The sequence below is a fragment of the Halpernia sp. GG3 genome (genome assembly GCF_052976925.2).
This window is the reverse complement of record NZ_JBRIIR020000002.1, coordinates 15,152-34,869: the sequence shown is the minus strand read 5'-3', so window position 1 is coordinate 34,869 and position 19,718 is coordinate 15,152. Positions and strand designations below refer to the sequence as shown.

Annotated in this window: 20 protein-coding genes; 6 read left to right on the top strand and 14 right to left on the bottom strand. The window is 33.4% G+C overall.

From position 1 onward, the window contains the following. Positions 1 to 59: 59 nt before the first annotated feature. The 3 genes from ACVBED_RS00180 to msrB form a co-directional block, all read right to left on the bottom strand. Positions 60 to 635 (bottom strand): fasciclin domain-containing protein, encoded by a 576-nt coding sequence (locus ACVBED_RS00180; RefSeq protein ID WP_447119957.1) that lies wholly within the window; start codon positions 633 to 635, stop codon positions 60 to 62. Positions 636 to 880: 245 nt separating this feature from the next. Beyond that, on the bottom strand, positions 881 to 1,456 hold the full coding sequence (locus tag ACVBED_RS00175; RefSeq protein ID WP_473094284.1) for a fasciclin domain-containing protein: 576 nt from the start codon (positions 1,454 to 1,456) through the stop codon (positions 881 to 883). A 77-nt stretch (positions 1,457 to 1,533) separates the two neighbouring features. After that, positions 1,534 to 2,076 (bottom strand): peptide-methionine (R)-S-oxide reductase MsrB, encoded by a 543-nt coding sequence (msrB, locus tag ACVBED_RS00170; protein WP_473094283.1) that lies wholly within the window; start codon positions 2,074 to 2,076, stop codon positions 1,534 to 1,536. Positions 2,077 to 2,150: 74 nt separating this feature from the next. Here msrB and ACVBED_RS00165 point away from each other — a divergent pair, with 74 nt between their 5' ends. Both ACVBED_RS00165 and ACVBED_RS00160 read left to right on the top strand, forming a co-directional pair. After that, on the top strand, positions 2,151 to 2,723 hold the full coding sequence (locus ACVBED_RS00165) for an RNA polymerase sigma factor (RefSeq protein ID WP_447119955.1): 573 nt from the start codon (positions 2,151 to 2,153) through the stop codon (positions 2,721 to 2,723). A 4-nt stretch (positions 2,724 to 2,727) separates the two neighbouring features. Beyond that, positions 2,728 to 3,537: an anti-sigma factor gene (locus tag ACVBED_RS00160; RefSeq protein ID WP_447119954.1), complete on the top strand. Its 810-nt coding sequence runs from the start codon at positions 2,728 to 2,730 to the stop codon at positions 3,535 to 3,537. Here the strand turns inward: ACVBED_RS00160 and recG are convergent, their stop codons facing one another. The 6 genes from recG to ACVBED_RS00130 all read right to left on the bottom strand — a co-directional run bounded on the left by recG (position 3,538) and on the right by ACVBED_RS00130 (position 11,924). After that, positions 3,538 to 5,631, bottom strand: coding sequence for an ATP-dependent DNA helicase RecG (gene recG, locus ACVBED_RS00155; protein WP_447119953.1), 2,094 nt, complete (start codon positions 5,629 to 5,631; stop codon positions 3,538 to 3,540). Positions 5,632 to 5,722: 91 nt separating this feature from the next. Next, positions 5,723 to 6,256 carry a thioredoxin family protein gene (locus ACVBED_RS00150; RefSeq protein WP_447119952.1) on the bottom strand — a complete coding sequence of 178 codons (534 nt, stop codon included), beginning with the start codon at positions 6,254 to 6,256 and terminating at the stop codon, positions 5,723 to 5,725. 15 nt (positions 6,257 to 6,271) lie between these two features. Next, positions 6,272 to 7,783, bottom strand: a complete 1,512-nt coding sequence (locus ACVBED_RS00145; protein ID WP_447119951.1) for a peptide MFS transporter — start codon at positions 7,781 to 7,783, stop codon at positions 6,272 to 6,274. Positions 7,784 to 7,869: 86 nt separating this feature from the next. Beyond that, a complete protein-coding gene (locus tag ACVBED_RS00140; protein ID WP_447119950.1) occupies positions 7,870 to 9,618 on the bottom strand; it encodes a peptide MFS transporter in 1,749 nt (582 codons plus the stop codon). Between the two features lie 85 nt (positions 9,619 to 9,703). After that, on the bottom strand, positions 9,704 to 10,621 hold the full coding sequence (locus ACVBED_RS00135; protein WP_447119949.1) for a prohibitin family protein: 918 nt from the start codon (positions 10,619 to 10,621) through the stop codon (positions 9,704 to 9,706). 16 nt (positions 10,622 to 10,637) lie between these two features. Beyond that, a complete protein-coding gene (locus ACVBED_RS00130) occupies positions 10,638 to 11,924 on the bottom strand; it encodes a DUF819 family protein (protein WP_447119948.1) in 1,287 nt (428 codons plus the stop codon). A 165-nt stretch (positions 11,925 to 12,089) separates the two neighbouring features. Here ACVBED_RS00130 and ACVBED_RS00125 point away from each other — a divergent pair, with 165 nt between their 5' ends. Both ACVBED_RS00125 and ACVBED_RS00120 read left to right on the top strand, forming a co-directional pair. Continuing rightward, complete coding sequence (locus tag ACVBED_RS00125; protein ID WP_447119947.1) at positions 12,090 to 12,557, top strand: hypothetical protein; 468 nt, start codon at positions 12,090 to 12,092, stop codon at positions 12,555 to 12,557. Positions 12,558 to 12,617: 60 nt separating this feature from the next. Then, positions 12,618 to 12,752: a DUF6496 domain-containing protein gene (locus ACVBED_RS00120; protein ID WP_447119946.1), complete on the top strand. Its 135-nt coding sequence runs from the start codon at positions 12,618 to 12,620 to the stop codon at positions 12,750 to 12,752. 26 nt (positions 12,753 to 12,778) lie between these two features. On the opposite strand, the gene ACVBED_RS00115 is transcribed toward ACVBED_RS00120, so the two are convergent. From ACVBED_RS00115 to ACVBED_RS00105, 3 genes are all read right to left on the bottom strand, one after another. Continuing rightward, positions 12,779 to 13,615 (bottom strand): dienelactone hydrolase family protein, encoded by an 837-nt coding sequence (locus tag ACVBED_RS00115; protein WP_447119945.1) that lies wholly within the window; start codon positions 13,613 to 13,615, stop codon positions 12,779 to 12,781. Positions 13,616 to 13,997: 382 nt separating this feature from the next. Beyond that, on the bottom strand, positions 13,998 to 14,867 hold the full coding sequence (gene lipA / locus ACVBED_RS00110) for a lipoyl synthase (RefSeq protein ID WP_447119944.1): 870 nt from the start codon (positions 14,865 to 14,867) through the stop codon (positions 13,998 to 14,000). A gap of 87 nt (positions 14,868 to 14,954) precedes the next feature. Next, a complete protein-coding gene (locus ACVBED_RS00105; RefSeq protein WP_447119943.1) occupies positions 14,955 to 15,515 on the bottom strand; it encodes an RNA polymerase sigma factor in 561 nt (186 codons plus the stop codon). Between the two features lie 128 nt (positions 15,516 to 15,643). Between ACVBED_RS00105 and ACVBED_RS00100 the strand changes: the two genes are divergently transcribed. Together ACVBED_RS00100 and ACVBED_RS00095 are read left to right on the top strand one after the other, a co-directional pair. Then, positions 15,644 to 16,528 (top strand): LysR substrate-binding domain-containing protein, encoded by an 885-nt coding sequence (locus ACVBED_RS00100; protein ID WP_447119942.1) that lies wholly within the window; start codon positions 15,644 to 15,646, stop codon positions 16,526 to 16,528. A 72-nt stretch (positions 16,529 to 16,600) separates the two neighbouring features. Next, positions 16,601 to 17,530 (top strand): YeiH family protein, encoded by a 930-nt coding sequence (locus ACVBED_RS00095; protein ID WP_447119941.1) that lies wholly within the window; start codon positions 16,601 to 16,603, stop codon positions 17,528 to 17,530. A gap of 142 nt (positions 17,531 to 17,672) precedes the next feature. Here ACVBED_RS00095 and ACVBED_RS00090 read toward each other — a convergent pair whose 3' ends face one another. Together ACVBED_RS00090 and prfB are read right to left on the bottom strand one after the other, a co-directional pair. After that, on the bottom strand, positions 17,673 to 18,344 hold the full coding sequence (locus tag ACVBED_RS00090) for a DedA family protein (RefSeq protein ID WP_447119940.1): 672 nt from the start codon (positions 18,342 to 18,344) through the stop codon (positions 17,673 to 17,675). Positions 18,345 to 18,579: 235 nt separating this feature from the next. Next, on the bottom strand, positions 18,580 to 19,692 hold the full coding sequence (gene prfB, locus ACVBED_RS00085; protein WP_447119939.1) for a peptide chain release factor 2: 1,113 nt from the start codon (positions 19,690 to 19,692) through the stop codon (positions 18,580 to 18,582). Positions 19,693 to 19,718 lie beyond the last annotated feature (26 nt).

The window sequence follows — 19,718 nt, the reverse complement described above, 5'->3', positions numbered from 1 at the left end:
ATAAAAAAATGCCACACTCATCTAAAAGTGCGGCATCTCAACATAAAAAACTATGAAAACTAAGGCATTAATACTGTGTCTATAACGTGTATTACACCATTAGATTGGTTTACATCCGCAATGGTAACCGTTGCTTTGTTTCCTTTTGTATCAGAAACATAGATATTTTTTCCTTCCATTGTAAATGTCAATTCTTCGCCTTGAACTGTTTTTGCCATGTACATTCCATTCCCTTTTTTAATCAACATTGCTAATTCTTTGGAAGAAATTTTTCCAGGAACTACGTGATAAGTTAAAATCGATGTTAACAGCGCTTTATTCTCTGGTTTCAAAACGGTTTCTACAGTTCCAGCAGGTAATTTAGCAAAAGCTTCATTTGTAGGTGCAAATACTGTAAATGGACCTTTACTTTCTAAAGTTTCAACCAGACCTGCAGCTTTTACTGCTGCTACTAAAGTTGTGTGATCTTTAGAGTTAATCGCGTTTTCCACGATATTTTTAGTAGGATACATTGCTGCGCCACCTACCATTACTGTTTTTTCTTTTTGCATCATTTTCTGTGCAGAAAGTTGGTTTCCTAGACCTAAAGTCATTGTTATTGCCATTGCGGCAATTGTGATTTTTGGATAGTTCATAATGATTTTTTTTTAAAATTTTAAGTGAAGTAATTTTCTCTCATATACTAATTAACTTCAAATTTAGTTTTATTTTTTGATAAATAAAAATATTTAGTATATTTTCTTACTATGATTTAAGATCGAAACCCTTAAAAATTATTGATGAACATTATTGATGAAATGTTTGAAAGCATAATTGAAGAAAAATGCCACAATCATTTCTGACTGCGGCACCTTCACATAACATTAAAAAACTATGAAAACTATGGCATCAATACCGTGTCTATAACGTGTATCACACCATTTGACTGGTTCACATCCGCAATGGTCACTTTGGCTTTGTTCCCTTTCGTATCAGAAACATAGATATTTTTTCCACTCATAGTAAATGTTAATTTCTCACCTTGTACAGTCTTTGCCATGTATTTACCATGTCCTTTTTTGATCCATTTTGCTAATTCTTTAGAAGAAATTCTTCCCGGTACAACATGGTAAGTTAAAATTGAAACAAGAGTTGCTTTATTTTCTGGTTTTAAAACTGTTTCTACAGTTCCTGCAGGTAATTTGTCGAAAGCTTCGTTAGTTGGTGCAAAAACCGTAAATGGTCCTTTGCTTTCCAGCGTTGATACCAAGCCTGCTGCTTTTACTGCTGCAACTAAAGTAGTGTGGTCTTTAGAGTTGACCGCATTTTGTACGATGTTTTTAGTAGGATACATTGCTGCTCCGCCCACCATTACTGTTTTTTCTTTGTGCATCATTTTCTGTGCAGAAAGTTGATTTCCTAAACCGAATGTCATTGTTAATGCCAATGCTGCGGTAGTAATTTTTAAATAGTTCATAAAGTTTGATTTTTAAGTTAAAGAATATATAGTTACACTGTGTTATTATGATTTACGATTGCGAAAACCTTTTAGATTTATCGTTTTGCAATTTTTTTATCCGGCACAAATTCTAAAGAAATAGAATTCATACAGAACCTCTTTTTACTTGCTGTGGGGCCGTCATCAAAGACATGACCTAAGTGCGCATCACATCTACCGCATCTTACTTCTGTTCTGAGCATATCGTCTGAATCGTCTTCCTTATAAATAACAGATTTCGAACGGATGGTTTTAAAAAAACTAGGCCAGCCGCAGGTAGAAGCAAATTTAGAATCAGATTTAAATAATGCATTTCCACAAACAGCGCAATAATATGTTCCAATTCCATCATAATCATTATACTTTCCGGTAAAAGCCATCTCAGTATTATTCTTACGAGCTGTTGCAAAAAGATTTTTATTTAAAACTTTCTTCCATTGTACATCTGTTACATGTAAAATTGAAGTATCAGTTCTGGAGTAAAAGGGATTTACGACACTCTTGCCATTCACAACCTGTATTTTTTGAGCAAAGACAGTTTGATTAGCGAAAATGGCTGCTGCCAAAAGAAGCATAGTTTTAAAAATGGTTGATTTCATTGTGAATAAATTTGGTAATAGTTACGAATTTATTGAATAAGTAGATTTTATTTCTAAAATTTGGATTATATTTGATGCGAAATTATATTTTGAATAAACTAAAGCTCACAACAGAAGAATTGGTCGCTTTGCTAAAAAGCAGGGATGAGAAGGGCTTTAATTACCTATACGATAATTATTCTGGCGCCCTTTATGGAATAATTATAAAAATCCTAACCTACAAAGAGGAAACCAATGAAGTTTTACAAGATGTATTTGTAAAAGTTTGGAATTCTATACAGTCTTTTGATGAAAATAAAGGCAGTCTTTACACATGGATGCTAAATATAGCGCGAAATTCCGCCATCGATCGTTTAAAATCTAAATCATTCAGAAACGATCTGAAAAACCAAAGTATTCCTGATTTCGTAAATGACAGTACAACACTTTCAACAGAGCAGAAACACGAGTTTAACGAAGTACAGTCTTTTGTAGATAAACTTCGGGACGACTATAAAGTGATAATTAATAAAGCTTACTTCGGTGGATACACACATGAAGAAATTTCTGAAGATTTAGGAATTCCTTTAGGTACAGTGAAAACACGATGCAGAGCAGCAATAAAGGAACTGCGAGAATTATTGAAAGGTTTTAAACACAATTTATAAAAAAGTGGACACAAAAACTTACATATCAACCGGTATCATTGAAGAATACGCACTAGGAGTACTTCCACAGGAAGATGCTTCTATCCTCGAGTGTGTGATGAAAAATAATGCAGAAGTACGAGCTGCAGTTTTAGAGGCTCAGATAACATTTGAACTTTTAGCTGATGCTGAAGCTGTACAAGTGCCATCTCACTTGAAATCTGACATATTTGCAAAATTAGATTTCACCAAACCCCAGGTTAATGAAATTACTGACGAGAATAAATCACCCGTTTCGACTCCAATCATTCCTTTAAATAGTAGCACACATAAAAATCAAACTAATAATTTCTCAAAATTTTTACTCGTTGCTGCATCTTTACTCTTATTATTGAGTTTAGGCTACAATTTTTATACCAGTCAAAATCAAGAAAAGGAAATGACGCAAATGACGGCAAGTAATAATGTGTTAAAAACACAGAATACTGATCTTCAAAATCAAAATTCCTTAATACTCAATTCCAGAAATATCAAATTGGAGGGCGTAAAGACTCATCCAGGAATGCTTGCAAATGTATATTGGGACACTACTTCCAAAAAAGTTCATTTGAAAGTTAATAACTTACCAAGTGCACCCGAAGGTCAACAGTATCAACTTTGGGCGATTGTAGACGGAAAGCCTGTTAGTGCAGGGATGTTTGACGGAAGTCAGCCAGATCAGATCCAGTCTATGGCTGTAGTTGATAAAGCACAAGCATTTGCAATTACTTTAGAGAAAGCGGGTGGAAGTGCCTCGCCAACTATGGAGAATATGATGGTGATGGGAACAACATAATTAGGAAATTTTCCCCCATTTATTTTTAGATTTGTATTGTTTTATATAGAAATCTTTCAAAGAAATATGATCCGCAGCCACAAGTTGCGGATCTTTTTTTAATATATTTTCGACAATATCTTTTGCAGCTTTAATAATTTTACCGTCTTTGACCAAATCTAATTTTTTAAAATCTACTATGCCACTTTGTTGCGTTCCCAAAATATCACCCGGACCACGAAGTTCCATATCGACTTCAGAAATTTTAAAACCATCATTCGTTTCGCACATTGTTTTAATGCGTTTTCGGCTTTCATTATTGAGTTTATCGGAAGTCATTAGAATACAATAACTTTGTTCAGCGCCACGTCCCACTCTGCCTCTTAACTGATGCAACTGGGAAAGACCAAATCGTTCCGCACTTTCAATCACCATTACGGATGCATTTGGTACGTTAACGCCCACCTCAATAACCGTCGTTGCAACCATCAAATTGGCTTTTCCACTGGCGAAGTATTGCATTGCAATATCTTTTTCAACAGGTTTCATTTTCCCGTGAAGCATACTTGTATTAAAATCCGGATTTGGAAAATATTCTGAAATTCGTTCAAAACCTTCCATTAAATTTTTATAATCTAAAGTTTCAGATTCTTCTATTAAAGGATAAACAAAATAAATTTGCCGGCCTTTTTTAATTTCATCTTTGCAAAAATCATAGACATAACCACGATCTTTTTCACGACGATGGGCAGTAATAATTTCCTTTCTACCAACAGGCATTTCATCGATCACAGAAACTTCTAAATCACTGTAAAAACTCATTGCCAAAGTCCTGGGGATCGGGGTAGCAGTCATTACCAAAATGTGAGGCGCTATTTTATTTTTTGCCCAGAGCTTTGCACGCTGCGCGACACCAAAGCGATGTTGCTCATCGATAATTGCTAAACCTAAATTTTTAAATTGCACAATATCTTCTAAAACTGCGTGCGTTCCTATTAAAATAGAAAGTTTACCACTTAATAAATCTTCGTGAATAATTTTCCGTTCAGATTTTTTTGTAGAACCTGTTAACAATTTTACACTAATAGTGGTTTCCTTTAAAAGATCAGAAATCCCATTAAAATGCTGCTGCGCTAAAATCTCTGTTGGCGCCATTAAACAAGATTGAAAACCATTATCCAAAACTAAAAGCATGGCTAATAAAGCAACCATCGTTTTTCCAGAACCTACGTCGCCTTGCAATAAACGATTCATTTGAATGGGTTTGGCTAAATCTTTTTTTATTTCCTTCAACACTTTTTTTTGCGCGCCCGTTAATTCAAAAGGTAAATATTTTATATAAAAATCGTTAAAATTACCGCCAACTTTCGGCATTGGATTCCCGATAGAATTAACTTTGTGATATTGTTTTTTTAAACCATAACTTAATTGAAAAAAGAACGCCTCTTCAAATTTCAAACGCCTTTCGGCGATTTCAAAATGTGCTAAATCCTTGGGAAAATGACTGTTAAAATAGGCACTTTGCCTTGACATTAGATTTAAATCTTCAATCAAATAAGGCGGTAAATTCTCATTGATTAAATTAGGCATTTCAACCATAATATTTTTCATGATTTGCACAAAAAACTTCTGGTTTAAGCCCCTTTTTACTAACTTCTCAGAACTTGGATAAATTGGTTTCAGACAGGTTTCTGATTCTTTATTTTCCTCAACTTCAATTTCAGGATGAGCAATGGAATATTGTTTATTAAAAAGTGTGGCCCTACCAAATATATAGAGTTCTTTGTTAATTGGAATTTGCTCTTTCATCCATTTCGTGTACCGAAACCAAACTAAATCCATCGTTCCGGATTTATCCTGAAATTTTGCCACTAAACGTTTAATTTTTCCAGAAGTAATTTCCTGTATTTCTGTAATTCTGCCTTGTAACTGAACATCCGGTAAATCTTCTGTTAAATCTTTAATTAGATAAATTTTGCTTTTATCTAAATATCGAATTGGAAAGAAATTGAGGAAATCTTCCACGGTGGAAATCTCTAAAATAGATTTAATAACCTTCGCACGCTCTGCGCCGATTCCTTTTAAAAATTCTATGGAAGTCTCAAGATTTAACAAAGAAAAATAATTTGATATGAAAGTAAGCGAATTTCGGGAATAAAAAAAAACTTGCTAAATAATGACAAAGTTTAATATAAATTTTTAACAATTATTCTTTAATTTTCGACTGTAATTTATTAGTGTAATTTTCCCATTCGTCCTTGGTCTCTATTTTCTTATAATCATCTGTTGCAATAATATTAAGATAAACTTCCAACTCTTTTGCCGTCAAATAACCATTTAAATTTGTAACTGGATAAGATTTATCATCTAAAAAAACAGTTGAAGGAATGGTGCTCACATTCATAAAACGTGTAAAATCATTTAATGATTCTTTTTTATTGCTTACTTCCGTATCATTTTTACCAAAGGTGCGCCCAAGATAATTAATTTTTTCATTGCCGTCTGCTTCAAATTTTACGGGATAAAAATGCTCATTGATGTAGTTTGCGATTATAGAATTTCCGTATGTTTTTTGATCCATTATTTTGCACGGTTTACACCAGTCTGCATAAAAGTCAATTATTATTTTTTTTGGCTGAATCTTTTGTGCGGTCATTGCTTCTGAGAAAGTCATCCATTTTACTTGTGCATTTAAAATTAATGACGTGCCCAAAAAAAGTAGAAATACAAATTTTCTCATAAATAAATTTTAAAATTACTTCACGCCATGCATGAGTTTTTTCACGAGCGGTGATATCAAAATCAATACCACGCCTGCAATTACTGCATACAATCCCAAATCTTTATAGCCAGATGTATAAGCATTGAGCTTTTCTAAGTTTGAAGAATCTACTCTTGCGGTAGCTAAATTCGCGCCAATTAAACCTGCAACATATTGTCCGTAAGCTGAGGCTAAAAACCACATTCCCATCATCATTCCTTGAAGTTTTTGGGTAGAAAGTTTCGTCATGATCGAAAGACCAATCGGGGACAAACACATTTCACCAATTGTTATAATGAAAAGTGCAATTGTAAAAATACTTAAAGAAGTGACACCCTGTAAATTCGCAAAAAATTTAGTGGCAAAAATTGCATAAAATCCGAGTCCTAGAAACAGAAAACCGAGTCCAAATTTTATAATAGTATTGGGTTCTATTTTTTTCTTGCCAAGCCAGATCCAAAGTAAACCAATAGGAACAGCAACTAATAATATAAAAAATGCACCGCCGGAATTATTTACCCCGTTTGGATCCAAACCAAATAAATCCTGATTTAAATTATCAGCCGCAAAAATACTGAGTGAACCACCACTTTGCTCGTAAATGCCCCAAAACACAATTGAAAATAAGATAAATATAAGTGCTGCAAATAATTTGTTGCGTTCAACCGCTGATACTTTTGACATTTCATAAAACAAATAAAGCAAAGTCAACGGTCCGATGGTGTACATAAAATAATCAGTGTACTCAGTTTTAGCAACCATTATCATAATCAACGGAACGAAAATTAAAGACAAAACGTAAACGCCGTATTCTTTCCATTTTTCCATCGCGACTTCTTGTCCGTCCTTTAACATTTTTAGAGGTTGAAGTCCAATCGGTCCTAATCTTCTTTGGGTAAAAATAAAATTAATTAAACTTATAACCATTACAACGGCAGCTAAACCAAAGGCCACATTCCATCTTTTATTTTCAGGAATTAAAGAATTGAACATTTCACCTTTACCAATAGCAACACAAAAATAGCCGCCTAAAAGCGCACCCAGGTTAATACCTGCATAAAAAAGCGAAAATCCTGCGTCAGTTCTGTTATCACCAGATTTGTAAAGTTTCCCAACCATTGTAGAAATATTTGGTTTAAAAAAACCAGTTCCTACGACGGTAAAAGAAATTCCTAGGAAAAAATAAGCGTGCGGATTTGCCGCTAAAATCATACTGCCAATAATCATTAAAAAACCACCCCAAAATAAAGATTTCCGAAAACCTAAAATTTTATCAGCGAAAATCCCACCTACAAAAGTAAACGCATAAACGAATGCCTGCGTCGCGCCATACTGCAAATTGGCATTTTTTTCATCTAAATGTAATTGAGAGATCATAAAGAAAACAAGCATTCCCCGCATCCCGTAAAAACAAAAACGTTCCCACATTTCAGAGAAAAATAGACTCCAGATTTGTCTTGGATATTTGCCTTTAAAATCCTGGATTTGCTCGAGAGTTAAATTCATGCTATAGTTTTAAAAATTTTCTACACGAATGTAAAAAAAACCACCGAATAAATCGATGGTTTGGTAGAATTATATTTACAAACGCACTAATTAACTCCGTGCATCATTTTTTTCAAAATAGGAGAAATTGCCGCTAAAATTGCACCTGCAATTCCACAAAGAATAACAAATACCATAAAAAATTCAAACAAATTATGAATTTCAAAGCCTACAAAACTATTGTAAAAAGTTGGAATTTGCTCTTTATTAAGTAGAGATAGTTGATCTGTACTTAAAGCAACTTTTTTATCTAGTATATCCTGAAGATTGAATCCTAACTCTTTAGCTTTCAAAAACTTATCACCAGTTGCAGGCAAAATTGAACCTAAAATTCCTGATAAAGCATAACCTGCAGCATTCGCTATAAAAAATACACCGAATAAAAGAGATGCGAACCTTTTTGGTGCTAATTTTCCAACCAAGGATAAACCGATCGGCGACAAACAAAGTTCACCCATTGTCTGGATTAGATAAAGTAAGATTAACCATTTTACCGCAAGAAGTCCTTCATTTCCTAAATCTTTTACATTGTACGCAATTATTAAATAACTTAACGCTATTAAACCTAAACCTATTGCTTGTTTTAAGGGCGAAACCGGTTCCTTTTTATTCGCTCTTAATTTATCCCAAAGCATCGAGAACGGCACTGCTAAAAGAACGATAAACAAACCATTAAAAATTTGCACCATCGACGGTGGCATGTTCCAGCCAAAAATATTTCTGTCCGTTTGGTTATCTGCAATGAACGTTAAAGACGATCCTGCTTGTTCAAAAGCTGCCCAAAAGAAAATAATAAAAAAAGATACGATGTAAATTACCCAAATTCTATCTCTTTCCACCTTATTTTCCGTGGCAGACATTATTAAATATGCCAAAGCAAGACCCATTGAATATATAAATGGGTAAATAACTGCTTTCACAAATTCGCCCATTCCTACAGAACCAAATCCAATGTGATCTACAAATAAGTACTGAAATCCAAAGAATGTTAAAATAAAAATAGCCACGGCAATACCAATTGATTTTCCAGAAAATTTAGCTGTTTGAGCTTCTCCTTCTTCAAAATCTTCCGAGGTATTTTCACTTGGCAATCCACCAATTGGTCTTCCTTCTGGTGTGACCACATATTTATTTTTAAGTAAAATAAAAGTAACTGTTCCAATAACCATTGCAATTGAAGCCGCTAAAAAACCCCATTTAAAAGCATGGATATCTCTAATTCCTGCAGAATCTTTTACATCTCCTAAAAAAGGGCAGATAAACTGGCCTAGAAATGCACCCAAGTTTATTCCCATGTAGAAAATTGTAAATGCGGAATCTAATTTTGATTTTTCCTGCTTTGGATAAAGACTTCCCACCATGGAAGAAATGTTGGGCTTAAAAAATCCATTACCGAAAATAATGACACCTAAAGCAATCCACATCAACATTTGCGCAGAAGCCATATTTGTTCCAAATGTTGAAGCACTTATAAACATCAACAACTGGCCGATTGCCATTAAAGTGCCTCCAACAATAATACAATATCTATTTCCTAAAAATCGGTCTGCTATAAAACCGCCTAACATGGGCGTCAAGTAACAAAGAGCCAAAAATCCTCCGTAAATAATGGTGACATCTCCTTCATTCATTAAAAGAGAGTTTACCATAAATAAGGTCAGTAACGCCCGCATTCCGTAGAAGTTAAACCGCTCCCACATTTCTGTACCGAACAGAACCCATAATCCTTTCGGATGCTTACTTTTTGGCTCGTTTATAAATTCCTCATTTGCATCTAAGGCTTGAACGTTATCCATTTTTATATGTTAATTTTTTGTTAATTATAGCAAATATAGTTTTTTTTGCGACAAAAAATAAGGAATCGCAAAATTTTGATTTATTTTATTTTCCATTTAAAATAATAGGCGCATCACCTTTTCCCATCACAATAATTTTCGCATTTGCAGATTGCGCTAGTTCTTTATACGCATTAATTTGCTCATATTGAATCAATTCCGGAGTTAATGAAACGCTTATTTTATTTTGATAATCTGCAATTCCTTGTGCTTCAATTCTTTTTCTGTCGGCTTCTTGTCGTTCTTTTTGTAGTACAAACTGCATTTTTTGAGCTTCTTGTTCAGCCTGAATTTTTTGCTCGATAGTTGACCTTACTGCTGCAGGTAAGGAGATATTTCTGATCAGAATATTTTCTAAAATAATACCTCTTTGTTTAAAAGATTTTTCAATATCAATTGTGATAAGATTTTGAAACATTTCTCTTTTTTGCGAGTACAAGGCTACGGCATCAAATCTTACGGCATTATCTCGGATTTTTGTTCTGGCCAAAGGACGGATTATTTTATCCGTGTAATTTGCGCCTGTTTCTTTTAATAATCTTGGGGCATCATTTTTATTTAATCTGTATAAAACAGTTAAATCCATTGTAACCTCTAATCCATCATTTGTCAGTACTTTTATTGCATCATCCCCTTCAATTTGCCCTTCGTTTTTCACGCCGCTCATCGTATAGTTTTGCGTTTTAACATCTAATTTTTCTATGTCCATTAGTGGATTTATAAAACTCATTCCACTTTCCAAAATATCCGGCTGTACTTTGCCGAATAACTTTTTCACACCGATAAAACCAGTTTCTATCTGCACTACTGAAGCCAACATAACGCCCAATACTATTAGGCAAACACCTATTATTTTTGTACTTCCGCCTAAACCTTTTACCGACCCATTTTGTGGTATATTTTTGACGAAAGACGCACCAAAAAGTAAAATAAGTACTCCTAAAATAACAATTAACCAACTCATATATATATATATTTATTTAAATTATAAAATTTTTGCTCACCCACTCCATCATCATTGCAGAAAATAAAGCTCCAACTGTTCCTACAATATATCCTAAAATTGCCAGCAAGGCACCAACGGGTGCTAAACTAGGATTGAATGCACCTGCTACAACCGGCGCAGAAGCAGCACCACCAATATTTGCTTGACTTCCCACGGCTATAAAAAATAAAGGCGCTTTAATTAATTTTGCTACCAAAAATAATAGTCCAACATGAATTGAAATCCATATTATTCCTAAAAATATTAAAAACGGATTATCAAAAATCTGCATGATATCCATTCGCATTCCTATAACCGCAACCAAAATATAAATAAAAATACTTCCGATTTTGCTAGCTCCAACACCTTCTAAACTTCTTAATTTAGTGGTTGAAGCAATGACGCCAATAACAGTTGAAAATAATATCAGCCATAAAAAACTGGAAGTAAAAGAATTAAAAAAAGATTTTGGATTTGAAAAATATGAAATGTTTGAAAGATATTTTGAGATTAATTCAGCAGCGTAAAATGAAATTGCCAAGCCACCGAAAGTAATCCCAAACATTACCATATAATCCTTTAAAGTTGGCTGTTTTTGTACGCTTAAAGAATAATTTTCTACCCGGTCAATTAAATTTTGAACCGAAGAATTATCTGCTTTCAACCATTTATTTATTTTTTCATTTTTAGAAATTAAAAAAAGTAAAATAGCCATCCATATATTAGCAACAACAATATCTACCAAGATCATACCTCCGTAAAGTTTTTTATCAAAGCTAAAAATTTCGAGCATTGCTGTTTGGTTGGCGCCACCACCGATCCAGCTTCCTGCAATGGTGGAAAGACCACGCCAGACTTCCTGATTTCCCCCACCAGAAACCGTCTCCGGATGGATTTGACTAAAAATAAATAGTGCAATGGGTCCACCAATTATAACGCCTAAAGTCCCTACAAGAAACATGATGATTGGTTTCCAACCCAGATTTATTAGACCTTTTAAATCAATTCCCAGACATAGCAAAAGTAATGATGCAGGTAAAAGATAACGGGTTGCAACGTAATAAAGAGCCTCATATTCCTTCGTTTCGCTAGAGATAATATTTGTTGTATTTAAAATTGCTGGAATCATATAACATAGCAGTAAAGCTGGGAAGATGGTATAGAATTTCTTCCAACTTTTTAGTGAAGAGGTATAAAAAATGACAGCGAGTGAAACAGCCAAAATCCCGAAAACGATAATATTATTCTGAAAAAGAGGGTGAGTTTCTAAAACTTCTCGCATTATTTTATGTTAAATATTTGAAGCATTGAAAATAAGCAAATTAATTAAAAACAAGCCATTTTTACAGTAAATAAAAAAACTTTCTAGACTTATAACTTTTTCTTTGGCTAAATTATTGAATAAGTTTAAGTAGAATCAGGTAATTACTAATTAAAATTAAATATTATGAGCTCAGATTTGAAAGACAAACTAAATAAATACGAATTAGAAGATCAGACTATTTTTACAGGATTCTCTAACTTCGATGAAGCAGAAAATTTTTCAATTGCTGAAAATGGAATATTATCTGAAATAGGTTTTAAAGATGGAAATGATAATCCGGAAATAACGAATGAAGCAGGATTATTAGAAAACAAAACTCATTTCGCTGCTTTTGCAGGACCCGAATACAAATTCATTCACTCCGGTGAGCCCCAATTTAAAGAATTCGCCGCGTATCTGATGGAAAAAGAATCAGATTTAAAAAATGAAGATATACAGGAAAAGTATTTTGCTCCGGGGAAACCGCAAATGGAAGAAGACCCCGTAATTGTGTTAAAAAACGGCGAAGTGGAATCTGTAACTTCCAGAGAACGTTCAAAATACCTAAAACACGCAAAGGTTTATCAAATTGGAGTAGTTATTAACAAATAAAAGTAAAATCATGGCAGAAAAAAAATACTCAAAAAAGCAGAAGAAAAAATCGGAGACGTGATGCATGAATTCAAAGAAGGTAAGTTAAAAACTTCTGCCGGCGAAAAAGTTACTGACAGAAAACAAGCCATAGCAATTGGAATTTCAGAAGCTAAAGAAAAGGGACTAAAAGTGCCAAAGCAAAAGAAAAAATAAAGGCACCAAAAGTCTGAGACCTTTATTTATTTGAATATTTTATCAAAAAAATCTTTCATCGCTATCCAAGATTTTTCGTCCGCATCTTTATTATAAGCTACTTTCATATTGTATTTTTTTCCTATTTCCGTAGAATTTGGATTTGTAAAAGAGTGAACTGCGCCCGGATAGTTGATGAACTGATAATCAATTTGTGCAGAATCCATTTGTTTTTTAAAAGCATCTCTCTCTTTTTGCGGAACATAAGAATCATCTTCGCCGTTTAAAACCAAATAAGGAACATCACTATTATTAGGTTTTACGCCAGTCATTAAATTTCCATGGAAACTTACAACACCTCTCAAATCCTTTTCTTGTCGAGCCATATTTAAGGCTTGCGCACCACCAAAGCAATAACCAATTACAGCCATTTGAGTTAGATCTGCACTTGGAAATTTCGCTACAGATTTTTTTGCGGCGTCAAAAGTTTCTTTTGCTAAAGCAGCATTTCCATAAAATTGACCTGATAATTTTGTGGCTTGATCTGGCGTTTCTACAGATTCGCCGTTTCCATAGAAATCAACTGCTAAAGCGAAATAGCCTAAATCTGCTAATTGTTTTGCGCGACTTTTCGCGTAATCATTTAAGCCCCACCATTCTGGAATTACTAAAACGACAGGTTTCTTGTCAGAATTATTTTGGTACGCCGCGAAACTTTTGTAGGTTTTTCCATTTAATTGGTATTCTACGGTTTGCGTTTCCACTTTTGCAGAATCTGGCGCTCTTTCACCAATTTCTGCCAACATTACTTTTTCACTTTTTTTAAAGCATGATGAAAGTGAAAGTGTAAAAGCCAATAGAACAAGTGACAATATAATTTTCATAATTAGTATAGTTGATTCAATTAAATTTTTATTCCAAACAAATATACAGAACTTGAAAAAATAAGATCGATTTTACAAATTAAAAAAAAATTAAATAATTTTAAAAATATTTGAGTTTTTGAAAATTATCTTTAATCTCATTTTAAAAGAAAAAGCGAACCATGAAATCTAGCCCCGATTGCAGTGGAAATCCTTTTTTGTTTCAAAAAAGATTGCAACGCAAAGCGGGACTTGTTTTGAAAGAAGCGAAAATCTTGTTGCTCCTTAAAAAAAATTGCCAAAGATTTTAAACTTTGACAAATCAGTTGAAATTTATTTTTTTGGCTCTTGATTCTCAAATCTTGAATCTTCCCTCTTGAATCTCGAAATTTTAATTTCAAAATTAATGAATATGCTTTTCTGCGTGGTAAGAACTGCGCACCAAAGGCGAACTTTCCACATGACGGAAACCTAAATCTAAAGCGAAAAGTCTGTATTCCTCAAACTCTTCCAATGAAACGAAGCGTTTTACAGGTAAATGATTTTTAGTTGGCTGCAAATATTGACCGATCGTAATTACGTCAACATGTGCGTTTCTAATATCTTCAATCGTTCTTAAAACCTCTTCTTTTTCCTCACCTAAACCAAGCATTAATCCAGTTTTTGTACGTTTTTGCCCGGAATTTTTCATGTAATTCAACACTTCTAAACTTCGTTCATATTTTGCCTGAATTCTCACTTCACGCGTCAAACGTTTTACGGTTTCCATATTGTGAGAAATCACTTCTGGCGCCACTTCTAAAATCCGGTCAATGTGTTTTTCAATCCCTTGAAAATCAGGAATTAAAGTTTCCATCGTCGTTCCCGGTGAAATTCTGCGCACGGCATTTACCGTTTCTGCCCATAAAATAGAACCCATATCTTTTAAATCATCTCGATCTACAGAAGTTAAAACCGCGTGTTTTATTTTCATTAATTTAATGGAACGCGCTACTTTTTCCGGTTCATCCCAATTAACGTCTAAAGGCTTTCCTGTTTTTACGCCACAAAATCCACAACTTCTGGTGCAGATATTTCCCAAAATCATGAAAGTTGCTGTTCCTTCGCCCCAACATTCGCCCATATTTGGGCAAGAACCACTTTGGCAAATGGTATTTAACTTATATTTATCAACTAAAGTTCTGAGTTCCCGGTAATTTTTCCCTGTTGGCAACTTTACACGGATCCATTTTGGTTTCTGTAAAGTTTCAGGTAAAGTCGCAGTTTCTTGCATAATTGTCTTTTTAAAAAATCAAATTTACGGCTAATTTTTTAGAATAATTTTATGAAAATATTGAATGTATCAATGAAATATATCACATTAAAGTTCACTAAAATCTTCATTTTGCAACAATTTAGCTAATAATTTTTTAGCGCGCATAATTCTGACTTTAGTATTTGAAACGGAAATTTGCAGTTCTTCAGCAATTTCCTTAATGCTTCTTTCCTCAAAAAAACGAAGTTGAATGATGGCCTGATAATTAGCATCTAGAGTTTCAATAATTTTTAAGATTTTTTTCTGCTCTTCATCGGATATCATGAGTTCTTCCGGCGATTTAGCAAACTGATTTTCTACCAATTCCAAACCATCCGTCGTGTCTTCATTTTCCCGTGATTTCTTTCGCCAATAATCTATAATCGTATTTTGCGTAACTGTCAAAAGCCAGGTTTTAAATTGAAAAGCGGGATCGTATAAATTTAGTTTAGACAAAACTTTAGCAAAAACAGCGACCGTAATTTCATCTGCAATATTATAATCTTTTAATTTTTGAAGGCTAAAGGAAAAAACGTCATTCCAGTAATAGTTGATCAACTGTGTTTGCGCCTTTTGATTTTTCTCTAAAGCCAATTGCAAAAGTGGTAGAAGTTTTTCTTTGGTCATAATTTGCCGTCTTTAGCAAAGATAAAATTTTAGCACGTATAAATTTCAAAATAATTTAAACTAAATTTAAACTTTAAAATTCTTATTTAAATTATTCAAATAAATTCTAGTTTTTCTAAATAAATTTAATGAAAAGAAAACTTCAAATTTTTAAATATGTTGCTTTAAACTTAAGTTTTACGAAAGCAGCAGAACAATTTTTCATTTCACAACCTGCAATTTCTAAATTGATTAGAAATCTGGAAGACGAGTATAAAACTCAGTTTTTTATCCGTCAAAAAAATTCAATTTTACTCACGCCAGAAGGACAAATTTTTCTAAAATACACCAGTCAAATTCTTGCGATTTATGAAGAAATGGAAACTGAGTTTTTGAGTACAAAAAATAGTATGCCGCAAAATATTACGTTTGGCGCGAGCACAACAATTGCGACTTATATTATTCCAAAAATTATTTCACAGTTTCAGGTAAAATTTCCACAAAGTTCTTTTGATATTAAGAGCGCAAATTCTGAACAGATTGAAGAGGAGATTTTAAATCAAAAATTAGATTTCGGAATTATTGAAGGGAAAAATACGAACCGAAAACTTCAGTATAAAAAATTCATTAAAGATGAAATTGTTTTAGTCACGAATTCAAAAAACAAAACTATAAAAAAAGACTTCATTACACTTCAAAACTTGACAAAACTTCCTTTAATAACTCGTGAAATTGGTTCTGGAACGCGCGATATTATTACGGAAGCATTGCACAAAAAAGGAATTAATAAATTGAATCCAGTTATTACTTTAAATAGTACGGAAGCCATAAAAAATTACTTGAAACATTCCAATCACTATGCTTTTATATCAATTAGTGCGATTTCTGAGGATCTGAAAAATAATAACTTGAAAATTATTGACATTAATGATTTTATTTTAGAACGATGGTTTTACTTTGTTTCCCGAACGGGTTACCAATCGCAATTACTGGATTATTTTGAAAAGTTGATTATTGATAACCATAACTTTTAGTTATCCAAAATAGCAATTTACTTTGCTAAAATGTTTTGCAATTCGACGACCTTTGAGGTCTAATTTAAAAACATGAAAAGAATTATTTCGCAGGTTGTCTTTTTCGGCATCGGGATTTTAGCACTTTTAGGGATTTTAAACAGTCCAACCGCGCTTTTACTCGGATTTATTTTCGCTGTAATTTTCGCACATCCGCACAAAGAAGAAAGCCAGAAGACGATTTCTTATTTGCTGAAAATTGCAGTTGTAGGTTTGGGTTTTGGAATGTTAATAAAACAAACTTTAGAAACGGGAAAAGAAGGTTTAAGCCTCACTTTTTTCTCAATTATTATCACAGTTACTTTGGGAATTTTACTTTCCAGACTTTTAAAAATTGATTTAAAATTAGGACATTTAATAACTTCCGGGACGGCGATTTGTGGCGGAAGTGCGATTGCGGCAGTTGCACCCGTGATTAAAGCAGAGCCAAAAACCATTAGTATTGCATTAGGAATTGTCTTTCTACTGAATTCTATTGCCTTATTTATTTTTCCACCACTTGGTCACTATTTTAATTTAAGTCAAAACCAATTTGGATTATGGTGCGCCGTTGCAATTCACGATACAAGTTCCGTTGTAGGCGCAGCTTTAGGCTATGGCGATGAAGCATTGAGAATTGCCACGACCGTGAAACTTTCCAGAACTTTGTGGATTATTCCGTTGTCAATTTTATCAATGTTTATGTTTAAGACCAAAGGGGAAAAAATTAAAATTCCCTATTTTATAGGTTTATTTATAATCGCAATTTTGATAAATTCTTATGAGGTATTACCAACTGTTATTACTGAAAATATTGTAATAATTTCCAAAAGACTTTTGGTGGTAACTCTATTTTTAGTTGGTACTACAATCAGTTTTAATGATTTGAAAATAACAGGTTATAAACCAATTTTATTGGCTGTAATTCTTTGGGTAACAATTTCAATATTTGCGTTGTATTATATCACGTATTTTTCAAAATAATTTATTTAATATCGAAGTTATTCGCCTCGTCACAAAATTTAATCATAGATAAATTAAGTCTTACAAATTTTACCTTTAAAAGTACACGGAGGCAAAAATAGTGAGAAAAAAAACTTATAATTTAAAGAAATAAGAGGTTTTATTAATTTTTTATTTGCGCTTTACTACTGAAAAATTTGATAAGGATAGGCAAAGTTGTGATAAGAACAATAATTAAAATAATTATTTCCAAATGTTTTTTAAGATCAATCCCAAATTGTTTTCTAAAAAGTTCATTTAAATAATGACCCGCAAAAATCAGAATAAATGACCATAAAAAGGCCCCAATAACATTGTCAACAAAAAATTTCTTTTTATCCATCTTCACAATTCCTGCAACAATCGGGATAAATGTGCGCACGATTGGTAGAAAACGCGCCATAATTACGGCAACATTTCCATGTTCTTCAAAAAAGTCATGGGCTTTAAAAAGATATTTTTTCTTAAAAAGAAAGGAGTCTTTTTTTTCGTAAAGAATTGGGCCGGTTTTCAATCCAAAATAATAGCCAACTTCATTGCCAATAATTGCGGCAATTGAAACGCAAGTCGCCAAAACAGCAGTGTTTAAAAAATCACTTCCCGTATGTCCGATCGATTGGTTTACTATTTCTACAGCGTAGATCCCTGAAACAAAAAGCAAGCTGTCCCCCGGTAAAAAGAAACCGATAAACAAACCCGTTTCTGCAAAAATAATAAATAATATCAGCCAAAAACCACCAATTTTAATGTAAAATTCTGGGTTTAATAGATCTTTCCAACTTTCAAAATGGTCCATTAAAATATGTTATTTCACAAAAATAGTTTTTTTATTTGCGTTTAAAAAATTATTGTGAATTATTTAACAAATGTAATTTTTAAAGAATAAAGTCATTCCAGAAAAAAACAGAAATGAACTTATAGCCCCGATTGCAGTGAAAATCCTTTTATTTTTTTGCAGAAAAAATAAAAGATTGTAATGGAGAGCGGGTATAATTTTCGAAAGAAAAAACAATCTTGATGCTCCTAAAAAATCAAAAAACGTCTTCTTCATCAGAAATAGCAGTTCCGTCTGCCATTAAAAATGCTTTAAGAAATGGTGTAATATCGCCGTTCATCACGCCATCTACGTCGGAAGTTTCATGCCCGGAACGCACATCTTTCACCAATTTATAGGGTTGCATAACGTAATTTCTGATTTGGCTACCCCACTCAATTTTCATTTTATTGGCTTCAATTTCATTGCGCGCTTTTAGTTTTTCTGCTAATTCCATTTCATACAATCTGGACTTCAAAAGTTGCATCGCTTTTTCTTTATTTTGAAGCTGAGATCGGCTTTCTGAATTTTCAATTATAATCCCGGATGGCGCGTGGCGAAGGCGAACGGCGGTTTCCACTTTGTTCACATTTTGTCCACCCGCGCCAGAACTTCGCATGGTTTCAAAGGAAACATCTGCGGGATTAATATTGATCTCAATAGAATCATCCACGAGCGGATAAACGTAGACGGATACAAAACTCGTGTGTCTTTTGGCATTAGAATCAAACGGCGAGATACGCACCAATCTGTGAACGCCGTTTTCACCTTTTAAATAACCAAAAGCAAATTCGCCGTCAATCTCGATAGTCACGGTTTTTACGCCTGCAACATCGCCCGCTTGGAAATTTAATTCTCTAAGTTTATACCCTTGTTTTTCTACCCACATTGTATACATCCGCATCAGCATTTGTGCCCAGTCGCAAGATTCTGTCCCACCTGCACCTGCAGTAATTTGCAAAACGGCAGACAATTCATCGCCTTCGTTTGAAAGCATATTTTTAAACTCCAAATTTTCAATTTTCTCAAGAAGTTTTGGGTAATTTTTATCTAATTCCTGTTCAGAATCTGGATCTTCTTTGGCAAATTCCACTAAAACCTGCAAATCTTCAAAATCTGTAAAAATGGTTTCATAATCTTCCACCCATTTCTTTTTGGAACGCAAAATCCTTAAAAATACTTCTGCTTCTTTTGGATGATCCCAAAAATCTGGCGCTAGAGTTTTCTCGTCATCATTGGAGATTTCAAGTTTCTTTCTTTCTATCTGAAGGTATTTATGAAGCTCTTCAATACGAATTTGAAGATCTTTAATTTGGTCATTATTAATCATAGACTACGCAAAATTAAGGAAAAATA

Bases quoted from the DNA above. Each gene is read 5' to 3' on its own strand.
- ACVBED_RS00180 (WP_447119957.1), bottom strand. From the start codon at position 635: ATGAACTATCCAAAAATCACAATTGCCGCAATGGCAATAACAATGACT.
- ACVBED_RS00175 (WP_473094284.1), bottom strand. From the start codon at position 1,456: ATGAACTATTTAAAAATTACTACCGCAGCATTGGCATTAACAATGACA.
- msrB (WP_473094283.1), bottom strand. From the start codon at position 2,076: ATGAAATCAACCATTTTTAAAACTATGCTTCTTTTGGCAGCAGCCATT.
- ACVBED_RS00165 (WP_447119955.1), top strand. From the start codon at position 2,151: ATGCGAAATTATATTTTGAATAAACTAAAGCTCACAACAGAAGAATTG.
- ACVBED_RS00150 (WP_447119952.1), bottom strand. From the start codon at position 6,256: ATGAGAAAATTTGTATTTCTACTTTTTTTGGGCACGTCATTAATTTTA.
- ACVBED_RS00145 (WP_447119951.1), bottom strand. From the start codon at position 7,783: ATGAATTTAACTCTCGAGCAAATCCAGGATTTTAAAGGCAAATATCCA.
- ACVBED_RS00140 (WP_447119950.1), bottom strand. From the start codon at position 9,618: ATGGATAACGTTCAAGCCTTAGATGCAAATGAGGAATTTATAAACGAG.
- ACVBED_RS00135 (WP_447119949.1), bottom strand. From the start codon at position 10,621: ATGAGTTGGTTAATTGTTATTTTAGGAGTACTTATTTTACTTTTTGGT.
- ACVBED_RS00130 (WP_447119948.1), bottom strand. From the start codon at position 11,924: ATGCGAGAAGTTTTAGAAACTCACCCTCTTTTTCAGAATAATATTATC.
- ACVBED_RS00125 (WP_447119947.1), top strand. From the start codon at position 12,090: ATGAGCTCAGATTTGAAAGACAAACTAAATAAATACGAATTAGAAGAT.
- ACVBED_RS00120 (WP_447119946.1), top strand. From the start codon at position 12,618: ATGCATGAATTCAAAGAAGGTAAGTTAAAAACTTCTGCCGGCGAAAAA.
- ACVBED_RS00115 (WP_447119945.1), bottom strand. From the start codon at position 13,615: ATGAAAATTATATTGTCACTTGTTCTATTGGCTTTTACACTTTCACTT.
- lipA (WP_447119944.1), bottom strand. From the start codon at position 14,867: ATGCAAGAAACTGCGACTTTACCTGAAACTTTACAGAAACCAAAATGG.
- ACVBED_RS00105 (WP_447119943.1), bottom strand. From the start codon at position 15,515: ATGACCAAAGAAAAACTTCTACCACTTTTGCAATTGGCTTTAGAGAAA.
- ACVBED_RS00100 (WP_447119942.1), top strand. From the start codon at position 15,644: ATGAAAAGAAAACTTCAAATTTTTAAATATGTTGCTTTAAACTTAAGT.
- ACVBED_RS00095 (WP_447119941.1), top strand. From the start codon at position 16,601: ATGAAAAGAATTATTTCGCAGGTTGTCTTTTTCGGCATCGGGATTTTA.
- ACVBED_RS00090 (WP_447119940.1), bottom strand. From the start codon at position 18,344: ATGGACCATTTTGAAAGTTGGAAAGATCTATTAAACCCAGAATTTTAC.
- prfB (WP_447119939.1), bottom strand. From the start codon at position 19,692: ATGATTAATAATGACCAAATTAAAGATCTTCAAATTCGTATTGAAGAG.